Annotated in this window: 18 protein-coding genes; 14 read left to right on the top strand and 4 right to left on the bottom strand. The window is 63.9% G+C overall.

Annotation, left to right across the window (positions count from 1 at the left end):
- The 5 genes from BTH42_RS33090 to BTH42_RS33110 form a co-directional block, all read left to right on the top strand.
- Window positions 1–1,964, top strand: a 1,964-nt coding sequence (locus BTH42_RS33090; protein ID WP_075305394.1) for a type VI secretion system Vgr family protein, incomplete at its 5' end; no start/stop codon positions are given.
- A 2-nt stretch (window positions 1,965–1,966) separates the two neighbouring features.
- Window positions 1,967–3,895: a phosphatidylserine/phosphatidylglycerophosphate/cardiolipin synthase family protein gene (locus tag BTH42_RS33095; RefSeq protein ID WP_075305395.1), complete on the top strand. Its 1,929-nt coding sequence runs from the start codon at window positions 1,967–1,969 to the stop codon at window positions 3,893–3,895.
- 75 nt (window positions 3,896–3,970) lie between these two features.
- On the top strand, window positions 3,971–5,179 hold the full coding sequence (locus BTH42_RS33100) for a sel1 repeat family protein (protein WP_075305396.1): 1,209 nt from the start codon (window positions 3,971–3,973) through the stop codon (window positions 5,177–5,179).
- A 190-nt stretch (window positions 5,180–5,369) separates the two neighbouring features.
- Window positions 5,370–6,653 (top strand): sel1 repeat family protein, encoded by a 1,284-nt coding sequence (locus BTH42_RS33105; protein WP_256702497.1) that lies wholly within the window; start codon window positions 5,370–5,372, stop codon window positions 6,651–6,653.
- Between the two features lie 192 nt (window positions 6,654–6,845).
- The gene (locus BTH42_RS33110; protein ID WP_256702498.1) at window positions 6,846–7,976 is read left to right on the top strand and encodes a sel1 repeat family protein; all 1,131 of its coding nucleotides are present in this window, start codon (window positions 6,846–6,848) and stop codon (window positions 7,974–7,976) included.
- Window positions 7,977–8,048: 72 nt separating this feature from the next.
- On the opposite strand, the gene BTH42_RS33115 is transcribed toward BTH42_RS33110, so the two are convergent.
- Window positions 8,049–8,477 carry a MarR family transcriptional regulator gene (locus BTH42_RS33115; RefSeq protein ID WP_083655038.1) on the bottom strand — a complete coding sequence of 143 codons (429 nt, stop codon included), beginning with the start codon at window positions 8,475–8,477 and terminating at the stop codon, window positions 8,049–8,051.
- A 221-nt stretch (window positions 8,478–8,698) separates the two neighbouring features.
- Between BTH42_RS33115 and badH the strand changes: the two genes are divergently transcribed.
- The 7 genes from badH to BTH42_RS33150 all read left to right on the top strand — a co-directional run bounded on the left by badH (window position 8,699) and on the right by BTH42_RS33150 (window position 17,351).
- Entirely contained in the window at window positions 8,699–9,466 is a 768-nt protein-coding gene (badH, locus tag BTH42_RS33120) for a 2-hydroxycyclohexanecarboxyl-CoA dehydrogenase (RefSeq protein ID WP_075305398.1), read from the top strand.
- 48 nt (window positions 9,467–9,514) lie between these two features.
- On the top strand, window positions 9,515–10,297 hold the full coding sequence (gene badI / locus BTH42_RS33125; RefSeq protein ID WP_075305399.1) for a 2-ketocyclohexanecarboxyl-CoA hydrolase: 783 nt from the start codon (window positions 9,515–9,517) through the stop codon (window positions 10,295–10,297).
- 80 nt (window positions 10,298–10,377) lie between these two features.
- A complete protein-coding gene (gene aliB, locus BTH42_RS33130; RefSeq protein WP_075305427.1) occupies window positions 10,378–11,529 on the top strand; it encodes a cyclohexanecarboxyl-CoA dehydrogenase in 1,152 nt (383 codons plus the stop codon).
- A gap of 48 nt (window positions 11,530–11,577) precedes the next feature.
- Window positions 11,578–13,254 (top strand): cyclohexanecarboxylate-CoA ligase, encoded by a 1,677-nt coding sequence (gene aliA, locus BTH42_RS33135; RefSeq protein WP_075305400.1) that lies wholly within the window; start codon window positions 11,578–11,580, stop codon window positions 13,252–13,254.
- A 183-nt stretch (window positions 13,255–13,437) separates the two neighbouring features.
- A complete protein-coding gene (locus BTH42_RS33140) occupies window positions 13,438–14,775 on the top strand; it encodes an MFS transporter (RefSeq protein ID WP_083655033.1) in 1,338 nt (445 codons plus the stop codon).
- Between the two features lie 162 nt (window positions 14,776–14,937).
- Entirely contained in the window at window positions 14,938–16,416 is a 1,479-nt protein-coding gene (locus tag BTH42_RS33145; RefSeq protein ID WP_256702499.1) for an aldehyde dehydrogenase, read from the top strand.
- Window positions 16,417–16,448: 32 nt separating this feature from the next.
- A complete protein-coding gene (locus tag BTH42_RS33150) occupies window positions 16,449–17,351 on the top strand; it encodes an NAD(P)-dependent oxidoreductase (RefSeq protein ID WP_075305401.1) in 903 nt (300 codons plus the stop codon).
- Window positions 17,352–17,430: 79 nt separating this feature from the next.
- Here BTH42_RS33150 and BTH42_RS33155 read toward each other — a convergent pair whose 3' ends face one another.
- The 3 genes from BTH42_RS33155 to BTH42_RS33165 all read right to left on the bottom strand — a co-directional run bounded on the left by BTH42_RS33155 (window position 17,431) and on the right by BTH42_RS33165 (window position 21,061).
- Window positions 17,431–18,333, bottom strand: a complete 903-nt coding sequence (locus BTH42_RS33155; RefSeq protein WP_083655035.1) for a LysR family transcriptional regulator — start codon at window positions 18,331–18,333, stop codon at window positions 17,431–17,433.
- A 232-nt stretch (window positions 18,334–18,565) separates the two neighbouring features.
- Window positions 18,566–19,969, bottom strand: a complete 1,404-nt coding sequence (locus BTH42_RS33160) for an MmgE/PrpD family protein (RefSeq protein ID WP_075305402.1) — start codon at window positions 19,967–19,969, stop codon at window positions 18,566–18,568.
- A 24-nt stretch (window positions 19,970–19,993) separates the two neighbouring features.
- Window positions 19,994–21,061: an amidohydrolase gene (locus BTH42_RS33165; RefSeq protein WP_256702500.1), complete on the bottom strand. Its 1,068-nt coding sequence runs from the start codon at window positions 21,059–21,061 to the stop codon at window positions 19,994–19,996.
- Between the two features lie 270 nt (window positions 21,062–21,331).
- On the opposite strand from BTH42_RS33165, the gene BTH42_RS33170 reads away from it, so the two are divergent.
- Both BTH42_RS33170 and BTH42_RS33175 read left to right on the top strand, forming a co-directional pair.
- Window positions 21,332–22,696: an LLM class flavin-dependent oxidoreductase gene (locus BTH42_RS33170; protein WP_083655036.1), complete on the top strand. Its 1,365-nt coding sequence runs from the start codon at window positions 21,332–21,334 to the stop codon at window positions 22,694–22,696.
- A gap of 40 nt (window positions 22,697–22,736) precedes the next feature.
- A complete protein-coding gene (locus BTH42_RS33175; RefSeq protein ID WP_256702501.1) occupies window positions 22,737–24,101 on the top strand; it encodes an acyclic terpene utilization AtuA family protein in 1,365 nt (454 codons plus the stop codon).
- Window position 24,102 lies beyond the last annotated feature (1 nt).

Consider the following 24,102-nt stretch of genomic DNA (forward strand, 5'->3'; position numbering starts at 1 on the left):
TCAGGACCCATACGGTGACGGTGCCGCAGTCGGTGATGGTGGCGGACTACAACCCGGAAAGCGCGTGGGAGCGTTTCTGGGACACGGCGAATGTCGCGCCGGAAGACTCGACCACCTACGGGCAGCCCTACCTCTACGGCACACATCATCTCGACCAGGCTGGCGCAAAGTGGGAAGCACAACTCCGGCACGAGGCGGCGATCGCCCGCCAGGTCGTGTACGAAGGTGAAAGCAACGTGCTCGCGTTGCAATGCGCTACGGTGCTCGAAACGGATATCGTCCTGCCCGATGCGCCCAAAGGCCAGGTGATCATTGAGATCAGACACAGCGGTGCGCGCGACCTGGCCTATTCGAATACCTTCAAGGCCATTCCAGCCGACCGGCGTTTCCGGCTGGAACTGAAGCCGGAAACCTGGCCAAAAATTTCGGGAACACTCTCCGGCCGTATTTGCAGCCCGGACCAGTACACATATGGCTATTTGAACGCTGTGGGCTATTACGTCGTGCGGCTCGATGCCGACTTCGGTGCGTGGCCCAAGGGCGGCGAGAGTGTGCCGCTGCGTCTCGCCAAGCCGTTCGCGGGCAAGCTTCAGACCGGCATGCACTTTGTCGCGCTGGATAACGACGAAGCCGTGATTTCGTTCCGCGACGGCGACCCGGACAGGCCTGAAATTGTTGGGTTTCATCACCACAGCCAGGCACGCGATCTGGTGACGAACGATCGTCGCTGGCTCTCGTGCAACATGATCCGCACGCAGAAGAACAACAAGCTGCGGATGGAGGACTGGGAGGGCCAGGAAGGCATCAAGCTCAGTACGGACCACTCGGGCAAGTCTCAGTTGAACCTCGGCTATCTGGTCAACCAGAAGCTCGAATACCGCGGCGAAGGCTTCGAGACGAGAACATCAGGTTACGGGGTCAGCCGCGCGGGCAAGGGGCTGATGCTGACGGCCTACGACCGACTGGGCGCGACCGGCAAGCAGCTCGACATGCAGGAGAGCATCGCGCAGCTTGAAAGCGCGCTAGCGACCGCAAAGGCGCTCGCCGCGTCAGCCAGCAGCGCGAAGGCAGAACCTGCCGACACCGACGCGCAGCAGCAGATGAAGGACGATCTGGACGGCCTGAAGAAGCCCGGGCTGCTGATGAGCACGCCTGCGTCGGCGGCGTTCGTGGCGGGCCAGGGCGTGCAGTTCGCGGCGCAGGGCGACATCTCGGCAGTCGCCGGGAAGAATGCTGACTGGAGCGTGTTGAAACGCTTCACGGTCGCGGCGGGCGAGAAGCTGTCGCTGTTCGCGCAGAAGCACGGCACCAAGATTTTCGCGGCGAAAGGGGCCGTCGAAGTTCAGGCTCAGGGCGGTCCGATGTCCGTCGCTGCGGACAAGGACATCAGCGTCGCCAGCGTCAACGGGAAGGTCAACCTCGCGGCCGCGAAGGAAATCATCCTGGAGTGTGGCGGTGCGTTCGTCCAGATCAAGGACGGCAGCATCACGCTCGGCGGACCCGGAGACCTGTTCATCAAGACGATCACCGTGCAGAAGCAGGGCAACGCGACACTGAACCTCCCGCTGGACCTGAATCACCCGGCGCTCGCCGGGATGCCGACGACGCCGCTGACGTTTTACGCGGGCGCGTCGCCCGTCTCGCGTGCGGCGATTCCAGCGAATATGCCGTACAGCCTTTTCGCGGGAGGTGCGCTGATCAAGCAAGACGTGATGGATGAAACCGGGCTGGTGCAGGTCGATCATCACCCCACGACGAAGCAGTACACACTGAAGCTCGCGAACGGAACGAGCTACACGATACCCGTGGCAGACCAATACCGGGGCAACGCGGACAACGGTGCGCTCGCCAATGGTGGTTTTCACTTCTATGAAGGGCAAAGCGGGACGAATGCGAGCGAGGTCGATCGTGCCCAGCATCGCGCGGATTACAACGAGCTGCTTCAGCCGGACACGGATGCCTGACCATGACCCAGCAACCACCGATTACCGTACCTGTCGCGCTGTCCTGCACCCGGAGCGCCGTGATAACCCTGCCGTGGTTTGTGCAGCACACGGAGAATCGTCCGCGGCCTGCAACCTATAAGCCGCTTGTGAATGGTGTGAAAGCGTTCGGAGCACTGTATGACGCTATCGATCAAGCGACCAGAACCATCGACTACGTTTGCTGGGGTTTCCAGCCGTCGATGTATTTCGTACGCGACGGCAAGTCGTTACGCATTGGTGACTTGCTTATCAAGAAGGCCAAAGCGGGCGTCAAGGTCCGCATCCTGTGCTGGCTCGATTCCGCATGGATCGCGCAGATCGGCGAGCAGGAAGTGCCGGGATGGACTGAGGGCCTGCGGTTCATGACGCAGAACGAGGATGCCCAGCAGATCGCCTACGACCGGAACTGGTATCACAATGCCCGGTTGCCGGCCGGCGGAAAGCCTTCGGGTGCTGCGCCAGCCGGATCCCAGATGTACACGGCGCTCAGGGAGGATCCGTACCAGATGTTCGGCGTACAGTCCTTCAAGGATATCGGCATCGAACTGGTGACGCGCGACTTCTCGATGGACGAACGTGCGGAGATCATGTATCGGGAAAAACTCATGCGTTCGACTGGCGACGGGCCGACGCGTGCGACCATCGCTGCGTACGGCGCGGAACCTTCGCATCACCAGAAAATGGTGCTGATCGACTATGAAGCCCCGGAGGTGGCCGTTGGTTTCGTTATGGGGCATAACACGCTTGACGCCTATTGGGACGACGACGGGCACAGTTTCGTCAAGAAAGCACCGAATCGCGGGCGCAATGGCGAGACACCGCGACAGGATATGTCGGCAATCGTCGCGGGGCCGATTCTCGAACATTTGAATCAGAACTTCTGCCGGGCGTGGCAACGTGACGCCAAAGAAGACTTGTCCGTTAAGCGCAATGGCCTGGAGAAGCAGCTAGAGCCACGAGAACAGATCAGGGGTCACGCTCTGGTGCGCGTCATGGCCCAGATTAACCGCACGCAGTCACAGGAAGGCGTGCGAAACATTGAGAAGCTCTACCTTCAGGCGGTCAACAACGCGACGAAGTTCATCTATGTCGAAAACCAGTATTTCCGTTGGCCGGCACTGGCGGAAAAGATCAAGAGCGCGGTGCAGGCACAGATCTGTGCCGGACGCGATCCCGCAAAACCAGTCCATCTGTTTGTCGTGACCAACGCGAACAAGGATGGCATCGGACAGGGACCGGGAACGACTTACGACATGCTCAACAGCCTGGGACGAGCCGACACCATGCCAACCATCGCTCGGAGCGAGCAAAGTGACGCACTCGGCGCGGCGTTACGGGATGCGCGCAAGCAGGTTACAGCGGCGAACACACAGATGCGAAATGCGAGCGGCCCACAGGAACAGGTTGCTGCTCAGCGCGCAATTGATTCCGCAAAGGTCAAGGAGACAGAACTGCAACGACAATATGACGACAATCTCGACACGAAAAAGGCAATCCTTCCGCAGACCATTCCGGGTCTTAAGGTTCACGTCTGCTCGCTGGTTGCGCCGGACTCACCTGCGGGCAGTCCTTGGATGCCGGTCTATGTCCACAGCAAGATCATGATCATTGATGACGTGTTTCTCACGCATGGCTCGGCCAACATCAATCGTCGCAGCATGCAGGTGGACAGCGAGTTGAACATCTGTCACGAGCGGATGGACGTGACGCAGCCGTTGCGTCGGCATTTGTGGGATGTTCATACCAAAGGAATCCAAGACGGGACGTCGGACGATCCGAATCTGGCAGGAGTAGCGTGGGAATACATCATCAAGCGAAATTCCGAGCGTCAGAGTGGCAAAACCGGAACTCCCATTGCATCACTCGTCGGCTTCATGTGGACCGGGGCGAGCCGCCTGCGGCTGGACTGAGCGATGAAGCGAAGCATAACCACTGCGATCTGCCTAGCGCTCGTGCTCTGCGCCTGTTCGAAAAAGGAAAATCCGATGACGACCCAAGCCGAATGGAGTGCCGTGCGCGCCAATCTGGCCTTCACCTGTGTCCACGAGGCAGACCACCTGCCACCGCTCGATCCGCAGGCCGACGTGCTGTTCAGATACGCCCTGTTCCTCGAAAAGAAACCTGGCCCGAAGGATTTCAATGCTGCGGCACGTTATTACCGGATCGCTGCCGCCTACGGCCATTACAAGGCCAACCACAACCTCCAATTACTGGTCTCCACCGGTCAGGCATCGTCCCCCCAGTCAGCTACGGAAACGCTCGACCTCGCCGAACAGTTGATCAAGGCCGGTATTCCCGGTGGCTACTACGATATGGGCCATTACCTCGAACTCGGCTACGGTGTCAGGCAGGACGAGCGGAAGGCGCGGATCTACTATCGCAAGGCGGCGGACTTGGGTAGCCCTGAAGCGCAAGCCTATGTTGGGAGACTCCTGGCGCCTGCCGATAGAGCGCCAGAAATTGCGGCACAAATGCGTCAATGTGCTGCGGAACAGGGAAACGTTGATGCGGCCAGTGATCTCGGGGTGCATTGGCAAAATGACGGGCGCTTCATCGAAGCAGTTCAAGCATTCCAGATGGGTGTGAGAGCTGGTGACGCGACATCCGCCTTTGCTTTGCGGCATGGGTTTGATACCACGCCATCAGCCGAAATCTACTACCTGGGGTTGGTCAATGATCCTGAACGCGCGCGTCGGTATGGCCTGATCTGGAAATTCCTCGATGGCCACGACGGCCTCAATCCAAAGGTGCCAGACATCGACCAGATCGTACCGTTGCCACCCGCGAAGCTGCCGGAGTGGGACGGGACGTTCCAGTGGCAGAAGGAACAGGACGCCGCGAAACCGCCGCTGAAACCCGACGAGGGTTTAGTCGCACGCCTTGCGAAGGAAAAAAATCTCGACCCCACGACCGGGCTTCCTCTAGCTCCCGCAAAAAGCGCGGAGGATGAGCGCGTGCCTCTGGGAACGGTCGCGCGCACGGGGGAAATTTGTCCGCAGGATGGTGTCTGGTGCGACAAGTATTGGGCTTCGGTCAGCTATGAGGCGACACGACATTTCAGGAAGGGTGAAGTGATGCCGCAACTCGTCATGGACGATCGCCGTCCCATCCCATTTCTCGACACGTTGCTTGGCATGCGCAAGCACCGCACCAATGCTGACTGGAGCCTGGTGTCCTACGACAGTCAGGCGTAGTGCGGACACCGGGCAGACACCCGCCGCCCGCTCTCTCACAATCGCGGTACGCGCAAGACCGATATCCCTCGGCCATGAAAATCCAGAACGAAGCGGCAGCGAGCGCCGGGCTGTTTTATTCCGACGAACGGCAAAGGTTGCAGGAGGCCGCGCGCGAGCGTGGCGAAGTCTCCTGCGGCTGGACTGAACGATGAAGAAACAAAGCACATCAATGGCGATCTGCGTCGCGCTTGCACTCTGCGGTTGTTCAAACAAGGATAATCCGGTGCCGACTCAGGCCGAATCGAGCGCGGTACGCGCGAAACTGGCCTTTACCTGTGTCCACGAAGCGGACCATTTGCCGCCGCTTGACCTGCGTGCCGACGAACTATTCAAGTACGCATTGTTCCTTGAAAAGAAACCCGGACCGAAAGATTACGATGCTGCGGCTCGCTACTACAGAATCGCCTCCGCGTATGGTCATTACAAGGCCAACCATAACCTTCAGTTGCTGGTTTCCACCGGGCAAGCATCGTCTCCCCATGCAGCCAAGGAGACAATCGACCTGGCTGAACAGTTAATAGCCGGGGGTATCCCTGGCGGCTATTACGACATGGGTCATTACCTTGAACTCGGCTACGGCGTCAAACAGGACGAGAGGAAGGCGCGGATCTATTTCCGCAAGGCTGCGGACCTCGGTAGTCCAGAGGGGCAATACTACGTAGGGGATCTTCTTTCACCCAAGGATCGTGCGCCAGACGTTTCGCGGCAGATGCTGAAGTGTGCGGTCGAACAGGGATATGGAAAGGCCGGCAGCTACTTGGGCATTGATCTGATGGACCGCAAACTCTATACGGAAGCAACCAATGCATTCCAAAGCGGAGCGCGCGCCGGCGATGCACAATCGGCATCATTCCTGCAATACGGGTTTGATACAAACCCATCGGATGAAATGTCTTATATCGGGCAACCCAAGGACCCCGAACGTTCGCGTCGGTACGGCCTGATCTGGAGGTTCCTCAACGACCACGACGGCCTCAATCCAAAGGTGCCGGACATCGACCAGATCGTGCCACTGCCGCCCGCGAAGCTGCCGGAGTGGGATGGCACGTTCCAGTGGGAAAAGGAGAGGGACGCCGCGCAGCCACCCCAGAAACCCGACGAGGCGCTGGTTGTGCGTCTCGCGAAAGAAAAAAATCTCGACCCCGCGACAGGGCTTCCTCTCGTTCCCGCAAAAAGCGCGGAGGATGAGCGCGTGCCTCTGGGAACGCTCACGCGCGCGGGGGAAGTTTGTCCGCAGGATGGTGTCTGGTGCGACAAGTATTGGGTTTCGGTTAGCCATGACGCGACACGCCGCTTCAGGAAAGGCGAGACGATGCCGCAACTCGTCATGGACGATCGCCGTCCCGTTCCGTTTCTCGACCCGCTGCTTGGCATGCGCAAGCAGCGCACCAATGCAGACTGGAGCCTGGTGTCCTACGACGATCAGGCGTAATGCGGACACCGGGCAGACATCTGCCGCCCGCCCGCTCAATATCGGGTGGCACGCGAAAGACCGAGATCCCTCGGCCATGAAAATCCAGAACGGAGCGGCAGCGACCGCCCGGCTGTTTTATTACGACGGACTGCAAAGGTCGGAGGAGGCCGCGCGAGAACGTGGCGCAGTCGCCTGCGGCTCGACCGAACGATGAAGAAACAAAGCACATCAATGGCGATCTGCGTCGCGCTTGCACTCTGCGGTTGTTCAAACAAGGATAATCCGGTGCCTACTCAGGCCGAATTGAACGCCGTGCGCGCGAAACTGGCCTTTACCTGCGTGCACGAGGTGATCCAACAGCCTCCGCTCGACCCGCGAGCCGACGAACTATTCAAGTACGCCCTGTTCCTTGAAAAGAAACCAGGCCCGAAAGATTACGATGCTGCGGCTCGCTACTACCGGATCGCTGCCGCTTACGGCCATTACAAGGCTAACCACAACCTCCAATTGCTGGTCTCCACCGGGCAGGCATCGTCTCCACATGCGGCAACAGAAACCATCGACCTTGTCGAGCAACTGATTGCTGCGGGCGTCCCGGGCGGCTATTACGACATGGGTCACTACCTCGAAGTTGGTTATGGGGTAAAGCAGGATGAAAAGAAGGCATTGGTTTACTTCCGCAAGGCAACAGATATGGGGAGTCCAGAAGCTCAAGACCATGTCGGTGATCTATTGGCGCCTGTGGACAAGGCTCCCGAAATCGCATTGGAGATGCACCAGTGCGCTGCGAACCAAGGTTATGGTCCAGCCGCGACCACTCTGGGCATGACATTAAAGATGCGAAGCCAATTCACGGAAGCTGTGGCCGCCTTTCAAAAGGGAGCTGCAGCCGGCGACACATATTCAGCACTCTTTCTGGAGAACGGATTCGCTGGTCCGCCATCTACGGATCAACTTTACTATCTCGCTTTGTCGCATGATCCGGAGCGTACTCGTCGTTATAAGCTGATCGGCACGTTTCTGGACGACCACGACGGCCTCAATCCAAAGGTGCCGGACATCGACCGCATCGTGCCACTGCCACCCGCGAAGCTGCCGGAGTGGGACGGCGCATTCCAGTGGCAGAGGGAACAGAACACCGCGCAGCCACCCCAGAAACCCGACGACGCACTGGTCGCACGCCTGGCCAAGGAAAAGAATCTCGACTCGGCAACCGGGCTTCCTCTAGTCCCCGCAAAAAGCGCGAAGGCCGGGCGCGTGCCTCTGGGAACCGTTGCGCGCGTGGGGGAAGTTTGTCCACAGGAGCAGAAGTACCGAACCTCAAGCTGCATCGACAAGTAGTTACCCAGAGGACGCCGCATAATGCAGGCGCATAAAAATACGCGGCGTGCGAGCCCCCCACCGCGCCGCCCCTCAATCCTCCTCACTCCCCCCAACTTCTTTCCCACCCTCATCAAGTCGCTTCATGTTATCGAGCAGCTTCAGCAGATAGTGCAGCGTATGCGTGACATCATCAGTAGAAAAATTACTCAGCACCTGCTCGTAGTAATCGTGAATCTTCGGCGTCGCCTGCTGCACCCACAGCTTGCGGCCTGACTCCGTCATCGTGATCCGGCGCGAGCGGCGGTCCTGGCCGTCGGCCGTCGCACTCAGATGGCCGTCGCGCTCCATCCGGCTGATCAGCCCCGACAGATTCTGCCGGCTCACCATCAGGTAGCTGGCCAGTCCTCCGACACTCATCCCGTGCTCCGCTTCGGGCCGCGATAGCGCGCCCAGTACCGCCCACTGCTGGGTGGTCAGTCCTTCCGCCTCCACCGCCCGCGTACCGGTTTTATGCAACATATTTGCACACTGATACAACCGGAAAAACAGCCGGTTAGCCAGCTCCAGTTTCACGGAAACATCATTTTTCTGCTGCTTGACCAAGGGATTCTCCTGATACCGCCGTTCTTGTAGTCGCCGCTTACCCCGCCTAGTATACGTCAATATATTGACATATCTAGACGGCGCGGACGCTTTCTTCGCAGCGCCAATGGTAACCCTGACAACTGACGGAGACGATTGTGCAAAGACTCGAAGGCAAGACGGTCATCGTGACCGGCGGCGGCGGCGGGATCGGCGGGGCGGCCTGCCGGCGCTTCGCGGCCGAAGGCGCGCGGGTGGCGGTGCTGGATCTCTCGATCGAGGCGGCCGAAAAAGTGGCCGGCGCGATTCGCGCCGCGGGCGGCACGGCCGAAGCGCTGCGCTGCGATATCACCCAGCGCGCGGAAGTGGACGCGGCCGTCGTGGCCACCGAAGCGAAACTCGGCCCGGTCGACGTGCTGGTCAACAACGCCGGCTGGGACGTCTTCAAGCCGTTCGTCAAAACCGAGCCGTTTCAATGGGAACGGCTGATCGCGATCAATCTGACCGGCGCGCTGCACATGCATCACGCGGTGCTGCCGGGGATGGTGCAGCGCAAGGCCGGACGCATCGTCAATATCGCGTCGGACGCGGCGCGGGTCGGCTCGTCGGGCGAAGCGGTGTACGCGGCCTGCAAGGGCGGCCTCGTGTCGTTTTCGAAGACCATCGCGCGCGAGCACGCGCGCCACGGCATCACGGTGAACGTCGTGTGCCCCGGCCCGACCGATACCGCGCTGTTCGCCGAATACAAGGAAGGCGCCGGCAACCCGGAGAAGCTGATGGAAGCGTTCCAGCGCTCGATTCCGCTCGGCCGCATCGGCCAACCCGACGATCTGCCGGGCGCGGTGGTGTTCTTCGCCAGCGACGACGCGGGCTACATCACCGGCCAGGTGCTCAGCGTGTCGGGCGGCCTGACGATGGCCGGTTGAATTCACGACTGAACCCACGGCGGAACTCCCATCACCAAGGAAGCGACGATGAACTACGAAGACATCCTTTACGAAGTGCGCAACGGCGCGGCCTGGATCACGATCAACCGTCCGGAGAAGATGAACGCGTTTCGCGGCCGCACCTGCGATGAACTGATTCACGCGATCAACAAGGCCGGCTACGCGCGCGAAGTCGGCGTGATCGTGCTGGCCGGCGCGGGCGAGCGCGCGTTCTGCACCGGCGGCGATCAGTCGTCGCACGAAGGGCAGTACGACGGCCGCGGCACGATCGGCCTGCCGATGGAAGAGTTGCACAACGCGATTCGCGACGTGCCCAAACCGGTGATCGCACGCGTGCAGGGCTTCGCGGTCGGCGGCGGCAACGTGCTGTGCACGATCTGCGACTTCACGATCGCGTCGGAAAAAGCGGTCTTCGCGCAGGCCGGCCCGAAGGTCGGCTCGGTCGACCCTGGCTACGGCACCGCGTTCCTCGCGCGCGTGGTCGGCGAGAAGAAGGCGCGCGAGATCTGGTATCTGTGCCGCCGCTACCCGGCCAGCGAGGCGCTCGCGATGGGCCTCGTCAACGCGGTCGTGCCGCACGACCAACTGGACGCCGAAGTGCAGAAGTGGTGCGACGAGATCATGGAGAAAAGCCCGACCGCGATCGCGATCGCGAAGCGCTCGTTCAACATGGACACCGCGCATCAGGCGGGGATCGCGGGCATGGGCATGTACGCGCTGAAGCTCTACTACGACACCGAAGAATCGCGCGAAGGCGTGAAGGCCTTCCAGGAAAAGCGCAAACCCGAGTTCCGCAAGTACGCGAAATAAACCCGACCACGTGCGCGAGGACCCGTGGCGCGCCGTGCCGTCTTGCCGCCCCGCGCGGGTCGCGCCAGCCAGGAGCCATGATGAATCCCTACCTCGATGAAGACCTCGTCGCGCTCGGCGAACATGCGCGGCGCTTTGCGCGCGAACGCGTCGCGCCGGGATTCCTCGAACGCGACAAGACCCGCACGCTCGACCGCGACCTGATGCGCGAGATGGGCGAGATGGGTTTTATCGCGCCGGAGTTGCCCGAGCAGTACGGCGGCCAGGGCACCGGCTGCCTCGCGGCCGGCGTGATCCACGAGGAAATCGCGCGCGCCGATCTGAGCCTGTCGTATATCAACCTGCTCGCGTCGCTCAACGGCCAGATTCTCGCGCAGCACGCGGCGCCGGAAATCGCAAAGCCGTGGCTCGAAAAACTCACGCAAGGCACCGCATTGTTCGCGATTGCGCTGACCGAACCGCGCGGCGGCTCGGACGCGGCGAACCTGCGTCTGCGGATGGAACGGGTCGGCGACCACTACGTGCTCAACGGCGAGAAGACCTCGATTTCCGCCGCCGACCAGGCCGATGCCGCGGTCGTGTTCGCGCGCACCGGCAGCGTCGAAGCGGGCGCGCGCGGCGTCTCGGCGCTGCTCGTGCCGATGGATCTGCCGGGCATCACCCGCAACCGCTTCGACTGTCACGGTCAGCGCGCGATCGGCCGCGGCTCGCTGTTCTTCGAGAACGTGCGGGTGCCGGTCGACCATCTGCTCGGCGAAGAAGGGAAGGGCTTCGTGCAGGTGATGCAGGGCTTCGACTTCTCGCGCGCGCTGATCGGCCTGCAGGTGCTGGCGGTCGCCAAGGTCAGCCTCGAAGAAACCTGGGAGTATGTCGCTCAGCGCGAAGCGTTCGGCAAGCCGCTGTCGGCGTTTCAGGGCGTCTCGCATCCGCTCGCGGATTTCGAAACCCAGGTCGAGGCGGCGCGGCTGCTGTGTCTGCAAACGCTGTGGCTGAAGGATCGCGGCTTGCCGCACACCGCCGAGGCGGCGATGTGCAAATGGTGGGGCCCGAAACTCGCGTACGACGTCGTGCACCAATGCCTGCTCTCGTTCGGCCACGGCGGCTACGATCGCGGTCCGCTGGAGCAGCGTCTGCGCGACGTGCTGGGCTTCCAGATCGGCGATGGCACCGCGCAGATCATGAAGACGATCATCGCCCGCACCCGCGCGGGGCGCGACGCGGTGCCGGCCTGAACCCGGCCATTCCTACTCAGGCATCCATAACAAAACGGAGACGCACGCATGGAGTTCGACCCGGTTCTGATCGCGCCGCGACGGCAAGCTAGCATCGCAAGCGGCTGGTGGCCCGAGCGCACCATCAACGACGCGCTCGACGCCTGTGTCGCGGCCCGCCCCGACCAGCTTGCGCTCAGCGCGATGCGGCTGGAGGACGGCACCACCGCGCGCTTCACCTACCGCGAAATGGCGACGCTGGCCGACCGGATCGCAGTCGGTCTCACGCGCCTCGGCGTGGAGCGCAACGACGTGGTGTCGATGCAATTGCCGAACTGGTGGGAGTTCACGCTGACCTATCTGGCCTGCTCGCGCATCGGTGCGGTGATCAATCCGTTGATGCCAATTTTTCGGGAGCGCGAGCTGTCGTTCATGCTGAACCACAGCCGCAGCAAGATCATGATCGTGCCGAAAAGGTTTCGCGGCTTCGACTTCGAACGGATGATCGCAGGCCTTGCCGGTCAGTTGCCGCATCTGCGGCACGTCGTGGTGGTCGGCGGCGAAACGGACGGCAAGCCGGCCGCGAACAGTTTCGAGGCGCTGCTATCGGGCCCGCAGTGGGAGCGCGACGCGGATGCGCGCGAGATCCTGACCCGCAATCGCCCAGGCCCCGACGACGTCACGCAATTGCTCTATACGTCCGGCACGACCGGCGAGCCGAAAGGGGTGATGCATACAGCCAACACGCTGCTGTCGAATATCGTGCCGTACGCCCACGCGATGCGCCTGAGCGCGGACGACGTCGTGCTGATGGCATCGCCGCTCGCGCATCAGACCGGCTTCATGTACGGGCTGATGATGCCGATCGTGCTCGGCGCCCGCGCGGTGTTGCAGGATATCTGGCAGCCGGCGCAAGCGGTCGAGACGATCCGCAGCGAAAGCGTGACCTTCACGATGGCATCGACCGTGTTCCTCACCGATCTGGCGGCCACCGTGCATGAAACGCAAGCCGCGGTGCCTCGTTTACGGACCTTCCTGTGCGCCGGCGCGCCGATTCCGGGGCCGCTGGTCGAGCAGGCGCGCGCAGCGCTCGGCGCGAAGATCGTATCGGCCTGGGGGATGACCGAGATGGGCGCGGTCACGCTGACCGGGCTCGACGATGCCGACGAGCGCGCGTTCACGACCGACGGCGCGCCGCTGCCCGGCGTCGAACTGCGCATCGTCGACGACGAGCACGCGCCGTTGCCGGCGGGCACGACCGGCCATCTGCTGGTGCGCTCGTGCTCGTCGTTCGGCGGCTATCTGCATCGCGAGCATCTGAACGCAACCGATGCCGACGGCTGGTTCGATACCGGCGACCTCGCGCGCGTCGACGAACAGGGCTATATCCGTATCAGCGGACGCAGCAAGGACGTGATCATCCGCGGCGGCGAGAACATTCCGGTGGTCGAGATCGAGGCGTTGCTGTACCGGCATCCGGCGATCGCGGCAGCGGCGCTCGTCGCGTATCCGGATCAGAGGTTGGGCGAGCGGGCTTGCGCGGTCGTCGTCACGCGGCCCGGCGAGCCGCTCGATCTGCCGGCGCTCGTCGAGTTTCTGAAGTCGCACAAGGTGGCCGCGCATTACCTGCCGGAACGCTTGCTCGTGCTCGACGCGCTGCCGGTCACGCCGGCCGGCAAGGTGCAGAAGTTCAAGCTGCGGGAGATGTTGCGGGAGCTCTTGCGCGACGGTGGGAGGACGGAATAAAGCAGGGCGGTACGGCACGCTCACGCGCAACGCGCAGCGGTCTGCAGATTCATTCGGGCTTCGTATAAACCGATTCAACATTCGGAAGAATGACCGACGAGGGGAAGCATAGAATCCGGCAACAGCTTGACGACAGAACACCTAAAAGATCCCTCATGAGGATCCACTTGTGGAGACACGTCGATGGCATTGCATGGAGAACCGCTTTCCAGTCCCGTATCGCCGATACGTTCAGGCCTGCGCGCAGACGAGCACGGCTTCGAGGAGGCAACCTACCGGAAGGTTGCCTGGCGGCTCGTGCCGCTGCTGTTGTTGTGTTACGTGGTCGCGTATCTCGATCGCGTGAATGTCGGCTTCGCCAGGTTGCAGATGGCGAACGACCTCCAGTTGTCCGATGCCGTGTATGGATTCGGCGCAGGCGTGTTTTTTCTCGGCTACTTTCTGTTCGAAATTCCGAGCAACCTGATACTTCACCGCGTCGGCGCGCGCATCTGGATTGCCCGCATCATGGTGACGTGGGGCGTCATTTCGTGCCTGACGATGTTCGTGTCGTCGCCGGGCTGGTTTTACGTGATGCGCTTTGCGCTCGGTGTCGCCGAAGCCGGTTTCTTCCCCGGCATCATCGTTTATCTGACCTGCTGGTTTCCCGCGCATCGCCGCGCGCGCATGACCTCGCGCTTCATCGTCGCCGTGCCGCTGTCCGGCATGATCGGCGGACCGCTGTCGGGGTACATCCTCAAGGCCTTCGACGGCGTCCATGGCTGGCATGGCTGGCAGTGGTTGTTTCTGCTCGAGGGCCTGCCCTCGATCGCCGTCGGCGTGCTGGTGCTGTTGTGTCTGGACGACCGCATCGGCAAGGCGAAATGGCTGTCCGACGACGAAAAAGCGCTTCTCGAGCGCAACGTCGCCGCCGATAACTCGGGCAAGGCGACGCCGGCTTTCGGCGCGGTCATGACCGATCCGCGCATCTGGCTGATCTGCGCGATGCACTTCTGCTTTGTAATGGGCATGTATGGCGTGGGCTTCTGGCTGCCCACGCTGATCAAGGGGGCGGGCGTGACCGATCCCTCGATAATCGGCGCGTTGTCGATGATTCCGTCCTTCACCGCGGTGGTGATGATGCTGGCTGTCGCCCGCAGTGCCGATCTGCGCCGCGAGCGCCGGTGGCATACGGCGGCACCCGCGCTGTGCGGCGCGGTAGCGCTGCTTCTCGCGGTCGCCTGGTCGCACGACACAACGCTGGCGATGATCGCGCTGTCGCTTGCCACCGCGGGCATTCTCACCACGCTGCCGCTCTTCTGGTGTTTCCCGACCGCGATCCTCGCGGGCGCCGGCGCGGCCGCCGGTATCGCGCTGGTGAATGCGATGGGGAACGTGGCCGGCTTCGTCGGGCCTTACGCCGTGGGCTGGTTGCGCGAGCTCACCGGAACGGCTACCGCAAGCATGGTGATGCTGGCCGGTTTCATGTTCGTCGGCGGGTGCCTTGCGCTTTGCTTTCCGCGTGAACTGGTCAACCGGTGACTTGCGTCGTCGCGACCCGATTGCTCGTCACGAAAGCAAATAACAGAACTTCGAAATCGATATTGGACGCCGGCGCGCTCCGCTCCGAAGATGCGGTTCATCGGCGTGCCGCGGTTTGCGCGGCGCGTGCCGAAGATCGAAACGCAAACAAGGAGACGACGCGTGATCAAGCGATACCAGCTCTACATCGGCGGACGGCGCGAGGACGCCACCGGCCAGCGTGTGCTGCCCAGCACCAATCCTTATACCGGCGCGGCGTGGGCGGAAATCCCGGACGCCAGCGCGGCCGACGTGGCCCGCGCGGTGGCGGCGGCCAATCGGGCATTTCACGAAGGCTGGCGGGACACTCCCGGCATCCTGCGCGCCAGCCTGATGCAAAAACTGGCGGCGCTGATCGAGGCCAATGCCGAGCGGATGTCGACGGTCGAAAGCACCGACAACGGCAAGATCGTGCGCGAGACGCGGCCGCAAATGCTGTGGGTCGGCCGCCAGTTGCGCTATTTCGCCGGTTACGCGGACAAGCTGTTCGGCCAGCAACTGCCGCTCGATCAGCCGAACACGCTCGACTATCTGTCGCTCGAACCGTACGGCGTAGTCGGCCTGATCACCGCGTGGAATTCGCCGCTCGCGCTGCTCGCGAACAAGCTCGCGCCCGCGCTCGCGGCCGGTAATTGCGTGGTCGTCAAACCGTCCGAGCATGCGTCGGCGTCGACGCTCGAATTCGCGTCGCTGGTCGAGGAAGCAGGTTTCCCGCCGGGCGTATTCAACGTCGTGACGGGCGGCGCGGAAACCGGCCGCGCGCTCGTCGACGATCCGGGCGTCGCGCTCGTCAGCTTCACCGGCAGCCCGAACGTCGGCCGGCAGATCGCGGCCGCGGCGGGGCAGCGGCTGGTGCCGGTCAAGCTGGAACTCGGCGGCAAGTCGCCGAACATCATTTTCGAGGACGCCGATCTCGACAAGGCCATCGTCGGCGCGCTGGCCGGCATTTTCGGCGCGACCGGCCAGACCTGCGTGGCGGGCTCGCGGCTGCTGGTGCAGCGCGGCGTCTACGACCAGGTGGTCGAGCGGCTCGCGGCGCGCGCCGCCACGATCCGGATGGGCGACCCGCTCGATCCGGCCACCGAAATGGGCGCGGTCGCCAACGAACCGCAGTATCGCCGCATCCTCGCGGCAATCGACGCGGCGCAGTCCGCCGGCGGCCGGCTCGTGACCGGCGGGCGGCGCGCGCGCGGGCCCGGCCTCGAAGCGGGGTTCTTCATCGAACCGACGATCTTCGCCGACGTCGACAACCGCAGCGCCCTCGCGCAGGAAGAAATCTTCGGCCCGGTGCTCGCGATCATTCCATTCGATTCGGAAGCCGAAGCAATCGCGATCGCCAACGATACGCGCTACGGCCTCGCCGCCGGCATCTGGTCGCGCGACATCTCGCGGGTGATGCGCGTGGCGCGAGCGATCCAGGCGGGCAGCGTGTGGGTCAACACCTACCGCGCGCTGGCCGCGCAGGCGCCGTTCGGCGGCTTCAAGGAATCGGGCATTGGCCGCGAACGCGGCGAAGCCGGCCTGCACGAATACATGACCACCAAAAACGTGATGATCGATTACTCGGACGGCGTGCGCGATCCGTTCGCGATTCGCACCTGAGCCTTCTCTACAACACAATTCAAGGAGACGTGATGAGTCAGTATCAGCAAATCGGTTTTATTGGTCTCGGCGTAATGGGCGGTCCGATGTGCACGAACCTCGTGCGCAAGTCGGGCTTGCCGGTGCACGTGTTCGACACCTCGAAAGAGGCGCTCGCGAAGCTGGTCGAGGCGGGCGCCAGTGCGCACGACAGCATCGCCGAACTCGCGCGGCAGGTCGACGTGGTGTTCCTGTCGTTGCCGTCGATCGATCAGGTCGAGGCGGTGTGCGCGCAATTGCGCGGCACGGCGGACCGGCCGCGGGTGATCGTCGACATGAGCACCAGCGATGTGGCGCGTACGCGCTTGCTTGCGGAATCGTTGGCGCAGGACGGTATCGCGTACGTCGACGCGCCGGTCGCGCGTACCGCCGAAGCGGCGCTGAACGGCACGTTGCTGATCACGGTCGGCGGCAGCGACGCGCTGTTCGAGTCGCTGAGCCCGCTGCTCGGCTGCATGGGCAGCGACATCATCCACTGCGGCGAGGTGGGCGCCGGCCAGATGGTGAAGATCCTGAACAACATGATGGTGTTCATGACGGTCAACGCGCTGTCGGAAATCATCACGATCGGGCGGCGCGCGGGGCTGGCGGGCGACGTGCTGTTCGAGCTGCTGTCGAAAGGCTCGGCCGACAGCTTCGTGCTGCGCAATCACGGGATGAAATCGCTGGCGGCCGACCGTTTTCCGGAGAAGGTCTTTCCGATGCTGTACGCGATCAAGGACGCGGGTCTCGCGTTGACGCTCGCGAAGCAGGGCAATTTCGAGCCGCGCATCGCCCAGTACACGTACGACGTAATGTGCAAGGCTCGCGACGCCGGCTTCGCGCAGAACTACCATCCGGCGATGGTGCAAGTCGTCGATGGCCGGGCCGGCGAGAACAGCGGACCGCTCGCGTAAATTGCCGGGGACGCGTGCGGTGGATCCGCACGCGTGCGCGTCGACACGTCAGCGACGCTTACCGCGTACCGCTACCGCTTCACGCGTGCTGCGTGATGTCGCCGGCGAGCCGCGGCAGGATCGACGCCGCGATCTTGCGCGTGAGCCCCGACGCATGCCGCTCGCTCCAGATCGCTTCCATTCGCACGCTGCCGGCGGTCGCCGGCAGTTCCCGGAAGCGCACCCCCGGAAATGCGCTGAGCGCATACGCGCGCGGCACCAGCGACACGCCGAAGCCGAGCCGCACCATCTGGAAGATCGTCAGCGGGTTGCGCGCGCTATGGCGGAACTCCGGGCTGAAGCCCGCCTGGTGACAGCTCGCGACGATCGCATCGAACACCGCCGGGCCGTACTCGCGCGCAAGCCCGACCATCGCCTCGTTGGCGAGATCGGCGAGGCCGAACTCCGGTTTGCTCGCCAGCCAATGACGCTCGGGCACGACGGCCACGAGGGCCTCGCTGAAAATCGGCGCATGGTTGAGCTTCATCCGGTCCGGTCGCACGTGAACGATGCCGAGATCGAGCGTGCCCTGCGCGACCGCGACCACCTGATCCTGCGACTGCATGTCGTTGACCGAAATCTCCACGTGCGGAAAGGCCTCGTGCATCAGCGTGAGAAAGCCCGGCATCACGCTGAACAGCGCGGAGGTCGCGACCCCGACGCGCAACGCGCCCGCATCGCTATTGGCGGTTCGCACCGTCGCATTGACGGCGGTGCGCAACTGATCGAGCAGCAGGCGGCTCTCGCGCAGAAACACGACGCCCGCGTCGGTCAGCCTGACCTCGCGTTTGGTGCGCGCGAACAGCTGCACGCCCATTTCCGTTTCGAGCGCCTTGATGTGCTGCGAAAGCGGCGGCTGCGAGATGTGCAGGCGCTCGGCGGCGCGGCTGAAACTCAATTCTTCCGCGACCGCAACGAAGGAGCGCAGATGCCTCATGTCCATGACGTATCGCCTGTGAACGCGTGATGAGTGAAGCGGCCCGGCGCGGCAACGCGAGCGGGCGGGGAAGGAACGCCGATTCTAGCGGGAGAGTGCCGCGCGGCGAAGTCGCACGGCGAGCGGAGCAAGAAGGAGCGAACGAGGGCGCCAACGAGCGCGCCAACGAGCGCGAACCGTTGCAAGGCGGCGCGAGCCGTCCATCCGACCGGCCGCGCGCCGCCTGGCTCGCCAGGCGTCAGCCGAGCACGCGGGTGATCGCGCGCACCGGCGTGTCGGGCGTCGCGGACAGCAGCGCATCGAGTACCGCATCGACGCGCGCGGCGGAGAGGCCGAGCTGCGCATTGCCGCGAAATTTGCCGACGATATCGTCGAGCGACAGCGCGCGCTCGCCGCTGCCCAGGTTGACCGGCACCTGCGCGCGCAGCGTGCGGCCATCGGCGAGCGTGATGGCGACCGCGCCCGAAAAGTACTTCGGGAAATTCGAGCCGGCTTCCTTCACGCATTCGGTTTTCGCGGCGAGCGCGAGGATCGCCGGATCGCGCAGGCTGTCGTCGCTCAATTCCGCCAGCGTGAAGCGGTTGCGCGCGAAGCACGCGGCGACGACGAATTGCGCGCTGAACTTCGCTTCGTAGTCGCTCTTCGGCACGAGCTTGGCGCTCGCCGGTTCCGCGACGATCGGCAGCGTCGCTTCCGGCAGTTCGCATACGATGCGCGCGAGCGCCGCGTCGGGACCGATCTCGCGGCGCAGTTGCAGCGCGGCTTCGGCGCAGCCATGAATGAAGTGGCACACCGGATAGGGCTTGATCGACGTGTCGAGCATCGCCCAGTCCGAGCCGAGACCGGCGGCGATCGAGTCGGCGTCGACTTCGCTCGCAAGGCTCTGCAGGTGCGTGTCGAGCAGACCGAAGCGGCCTTCATACGGACGACGCGGCCCGGCGAAGCCCGCCTGCGCCAGATGCGCGGCCGTGATGCCGGCGAGCGCGCCCCAGCCCGGGTGCATCCGCTTGGTCCACGCGCCGTTCTCGAGGAACACCTGCACGCCGGACGCGGTGCTCGCCGCGATCCCCTGCGCGCTGACGAGCTGGTCGGCGCTCAGTCCCAGCAGCTTGCCCGCGACGACCGCCGAGCTGAAGTGCGAGACGACGCCGGTCGCGTGAAAGCCGACGTGGTGGAAACCGCCTTTGACCGCGCGACCCAGACGGATCGCCGTTTCCATCCCGGCGACGTAGGCGGTGATCATCTGCCCGAAGCGCATGTCGTTCGCTTCGGCGAGCGCGAGCGCGGCGGGCAGACAGGCCACCGACGGATGCACGATGCTGGCCGGGTGGGTGTCGTCGAAATCGAGGCCGTGAATCAGATAGCCGTTCGCGAGCGCGGCATCGCGCGGCGCGAGTCGCAGGTCGCCGCCTATCACAGTCGCGGCGCCCTCGCTGCCGGCGGCGCGAATTCCTTTCAGGGCCGGCGCGGCAAACGGAAACCGGTGCGATGCGAACGCGAGGCCGATCGCATCGACGATATGCTCGACCGATTTGCGCCAGACGGCAGCGGGAATCGCGTCGAGGTGAAGATCGTGCGCGAACGTCGACAGCGCTTCGGCGATGTTCACGGCGGGCTGGGGTAGAACGGAGGTGCTGTGCATGGTGTGGTGGGTTAGCTGTGGCGATTAGCTGTGGCGAGCCGCGTCGCCGATCCGGTAGATGCGCGCGGCGGTGTTGTAGAACAGATCGGCCTTGTCGGTTTCGCTCGCGTTCGCGGCCAGCCGCTTGAACGCATTCCAGACCGTCGCATAGCTCGCGGAACAGCGATCGACCGGGAAGTTGCTCTCGAACATGCAGCGCCGCGCGCCGAATGCCTCGAGCACTGCTTCGACGCTCGGACGCCACGCGTTCGCGAGGGTCGTCGACGAAGGGGGCGAGGGCTGGCTGACGAAGTCATAGCCGAACACCGTGGTGCCATAACCGCCGATTTTCATCACGATGTTCGGACACGCGGCGAGCGGCGCGAGCAGCGGCAGCCATTCGTCGAAGGCGGCCCGTGGGCGTCCCGCGTACGGGCCGACGCCGAGCAGTCCGCCGATGTGATCGAGCACGATCGTCGTCTCCGGCACCGCGCGCGCGAGGTCGATCACGTCCTGAAGCTGCGTGTGATAGACCCACGCGTCGAACGTCAGGCCGTGCCGCGCGAGTTGCCGCACTCCCGCGCGAAACGCTTTGTCCGCATACAGCCCGAGCGGCGGACGCGGCAGCACGCCGTGCTGGAACGCTTCATGACGCGAGGCCGCGTAACGGATGCCGCGAAAGCGGCCCTTGCCGGCGTCGATTTGCGCGGCCAGCACGGGTTCCACCGCATCGCCGAGCAGCAAGTCCGCGTAACCGACGATGCCCGCCGCGACATCGGTAGGCGTGCCGCGCGCGCGAGCGGCCTCGGCGAGTTTCACCACCGCTTCGATTTCGCCGACCGGCTTCATCTGTTCGGCGCCGTCACTCCGATATTCCCAACCGCACTGCACATACACCGTGTTCTCGATGCGGTGGCCCGCGCCGGTATCGCGCAGCAGGTCGTCGAGACCATAGCCGCCCCAGTGGTGCGAGAAGTGGTGGTGCGGGTCGATGATGCGGCGCTCCGGTTCCAGCACCGGCTCCGCGCCGAGCGCGAGCCAGCCCGGCTCCGGATGACGGGTCGCCAGACGCGGCGGCTCGAACTGGGCGGCGTCCTGCATTGATAGGCTCAAGCGTGTCTCCTCCAAAGATTTATTTACCGCGCGGATAAATGCCCGTGATCCGCGGATTCATTCGCCCGGCGTCGCGCCATCGAGCTGCCGGCGAGCGGCGAGCGGGCCTTGCGACAAGCATAACCGGATCGTTGCGGCAGCCGTAGCGGGGGATTCATTCGTTATCCCTATAGATCTATCCGACAGTGCAAATTGTTCTCCGCGCGGCGCGGGCATACCTTTGCATCCGTGCAAGCCGTTGCCCACTTCAATCCGAGGACCACACACATCATGACTTCCGCACAGCCGCGACACATGGCGCTCGTCGCTTTCCTTCAGGCGCAGAACTGCAGCAATTACGCGGGTTCGTGGCGGCATCCGTCGAGCATGACGGACTATCTGTCTCCCGAGTACTACCAGCGCATCGCCCGCACGCTCGAAGAAGGCAAGTTCGACATGGCGTTCTTCGACGATCGTCTCGCGATGCCCGACATCTACGGCAACAGTCATCGCGAAACGGTGCGTCACGGCGTGCGTGCGATCAAGCTCGAGCCGACCTCGGTGCTGATGGCAATGGCGATGGTGACCTCGCGCCTCGGTCTGGGCGCGACGTATTCGACCACGTACTACGAGCCGTTTCACGTCGCGCGGCTGTTCGCGACGCTCGACCTGATGACCAAGGGGCGCGTCGCGTGGAACGTGGTGACCTCGATGAACGACTCGGAAGCGGCGAACTTCGGCGCGTCAGAGCATCTCGATCACGATCTTCGCTACGACCGCGCCGACGAATTCATGGAAGTGGTGATGGGTCACTGGGACACCTGGCGCGAAGGCGCGATCGTCGCCGACAAACAGGAGAACTATTTCGCCGATCCGTCGAAGGTCACCCGCCTCGATCATCAGGGCCGCTTCTTCAGCTCGCGCGGCCCGCTGACGGTGCCGCGCTCGCCGCAAGGCCATCCGGTGATCCTGCAGGCCGGTCAGAGCGGCCGCGGGCTGACCTTTGCCGGCCGCTGGGCCGAGGTCGTATTCGCCAAATACCCGACGCTCGCCAACGGCATCAAGCAATACGAAGCATTGAAGGCCCGCGCGGTCGCGGCGGGGCGCAGCCCCGATTCGATCAAGATCTGCGCCGAGGTGAAGATCATCGTCGGCGACACCGAGGCCGAGGCGCGCGAGAAACAGCAGCTGATCGACTCGCTGTCGCGGCCGATCGACGGACTCACGATGATCGGCGAAACCCTGAACATCGATTTCTCCGGGCGTCCGTACGACCAGCCGTTCACCGACGAAGAACTCGCCGCGGTGTCGTGGCAGAGCCTGCGCGACAAGGTGGTCGAAGTGAGCGGCAAGCGCAATCCGTCGGTGAAGGATTTTGTCGAGGCGTCCGGGCGCGGCACCTTGCGCGACGGTCCGTGCTTCGTCGGCACCGGCTCCCAGGTGGCCGAACAGATGATCGAATGGTTCGACAAGGCCTGCGACGGCTTCGTGCTGTCGGCGACCTACGTGCCCGGCACCTACGAGGACATCGTGCGGCTGGTGGTGCCCGAGTTGCAGAAGCGCGGCGTGTTCCGCAAGGAGTACGGCGACAGCACGCTGCGCAGCCATCTGGGCTTGCGCAAACCGCTGGCGGGCGACTGGCGTACGCCGTCGTGAGCGGCGCGTCTTTTCAATCACACACGGAGAACCCGACGAAATGACGTCGAAGACTGTACGCATGATGTCGGCGAGCGGCATCCTCGGATATGGCTTTCCGGAAGCCTCGATTCGCGCGGCGCTGGAGCGCAAGCCGCACATGTTCGGCGTGGACGGCGGCAGCTCGGACCCCGGTCCGTACTACCTCGGCTCCGGCAAGACGCTCAACTCGCGCCTCGCGATGAAGCGCGACCTGTCGCTGCTGCTGCGCGCGGCGATCGGATCCGGCGTGCCGATGATGGTCGGCACCGCCGGCGGCGCGGGCGGCGAACCGCATCTGCAGGTGTGCGCGGAACTGGTGCGCGAGATCGCGCGCGAACACGATCTGCATTTCAAGCTCGCGTTGATCCATGCCGAACAACCGAAGGACTATCTGAAGCGGCGCCTCGGCCAGGGGCGGATTCGCGCGCTGGACGGCGCGCCGCCGCTCGACGACGCGACGCTGGACGGCGCCCGGCGCATCGTCGGCATGATGGGCCCGGAGCCTTATCGCGCCGCGCTCGAAGCGGGCGCGCAGGTGATTCTGGGCGGCCGCGGCACCGATCCGTCGCCGTGGGTCGCGCTCGCGATGCATCACGGTCTGCCCGCGGCGCCGTCGTGGTACGCCGGCAAGATGCTCGAATGCGCGTGCAACGCGGCGATTCCGAAGAAGCACGACTGCCTGCTCGTGACCGTCGGCGAAGATTATGTGGAGGCCGAACCGATGAATCCGGAGCTGCGCTGCACGCCGCTGTCGGTCGCGGTTCAGGCGCTGCATGAAACCGCGAGCCCGGTGATTCGTCACGAGCCCGGTGGGCTCGTCGACACCGGCGCTTGCCGGATCGAAGCGCTGACCGAGCGGGTGGTGCGCGTGACCGGGATGCGCTGGCAGCCGCAGCCGTACTCGGTCAAGCTCGAAGGCGTGCGCAGCGTCGGCTTCAGCGCGGTGACGTTCGCCGCCACCCGAGATCCCGGACTGATCGCGCAGATCGATACGTTCGTCGAGTTCGTGCGCGAATCGACCGCTACGAAAGTGCGCGCGCTCGGCATCGCCGACGACGCGTATCGCCTCGTGCTGCGCGTCTATGGCCGCAACGGCGTGATGGGTCCGTGGGAGCCCTCGACCGGTGCGATGCCGGTCGAGATGGCGATCGTTGCCGAAGTGATCGGCACGAACCAGGAGATCGCCAACGCGGCGCTGTCGCTCGCGCGCGTGACGCTGCTGCATTCCGATTTCGCCGGACGCATGTGCCGCGAGGGCAACATGGCGTTTCCGTTTTCGCCGTCCGATATCGAGCGCGGCGAGGTGTACGAGTTCATGTTGCAGCACGTCGTGCTGCCCGACGATCCGTACGAAATGTTCCCGATCGACTACGAGGAGGTCTGAC

Source organism: Burkholderia sp. SRS-W-2-2016 (assembly GCF_001931485.1).
Classification (GTDB): Bacteria; Pseudomonadota; Gammaproteobacteria; order Burkholderiales; family Burkholderiaceae; genus Paraburkholderia.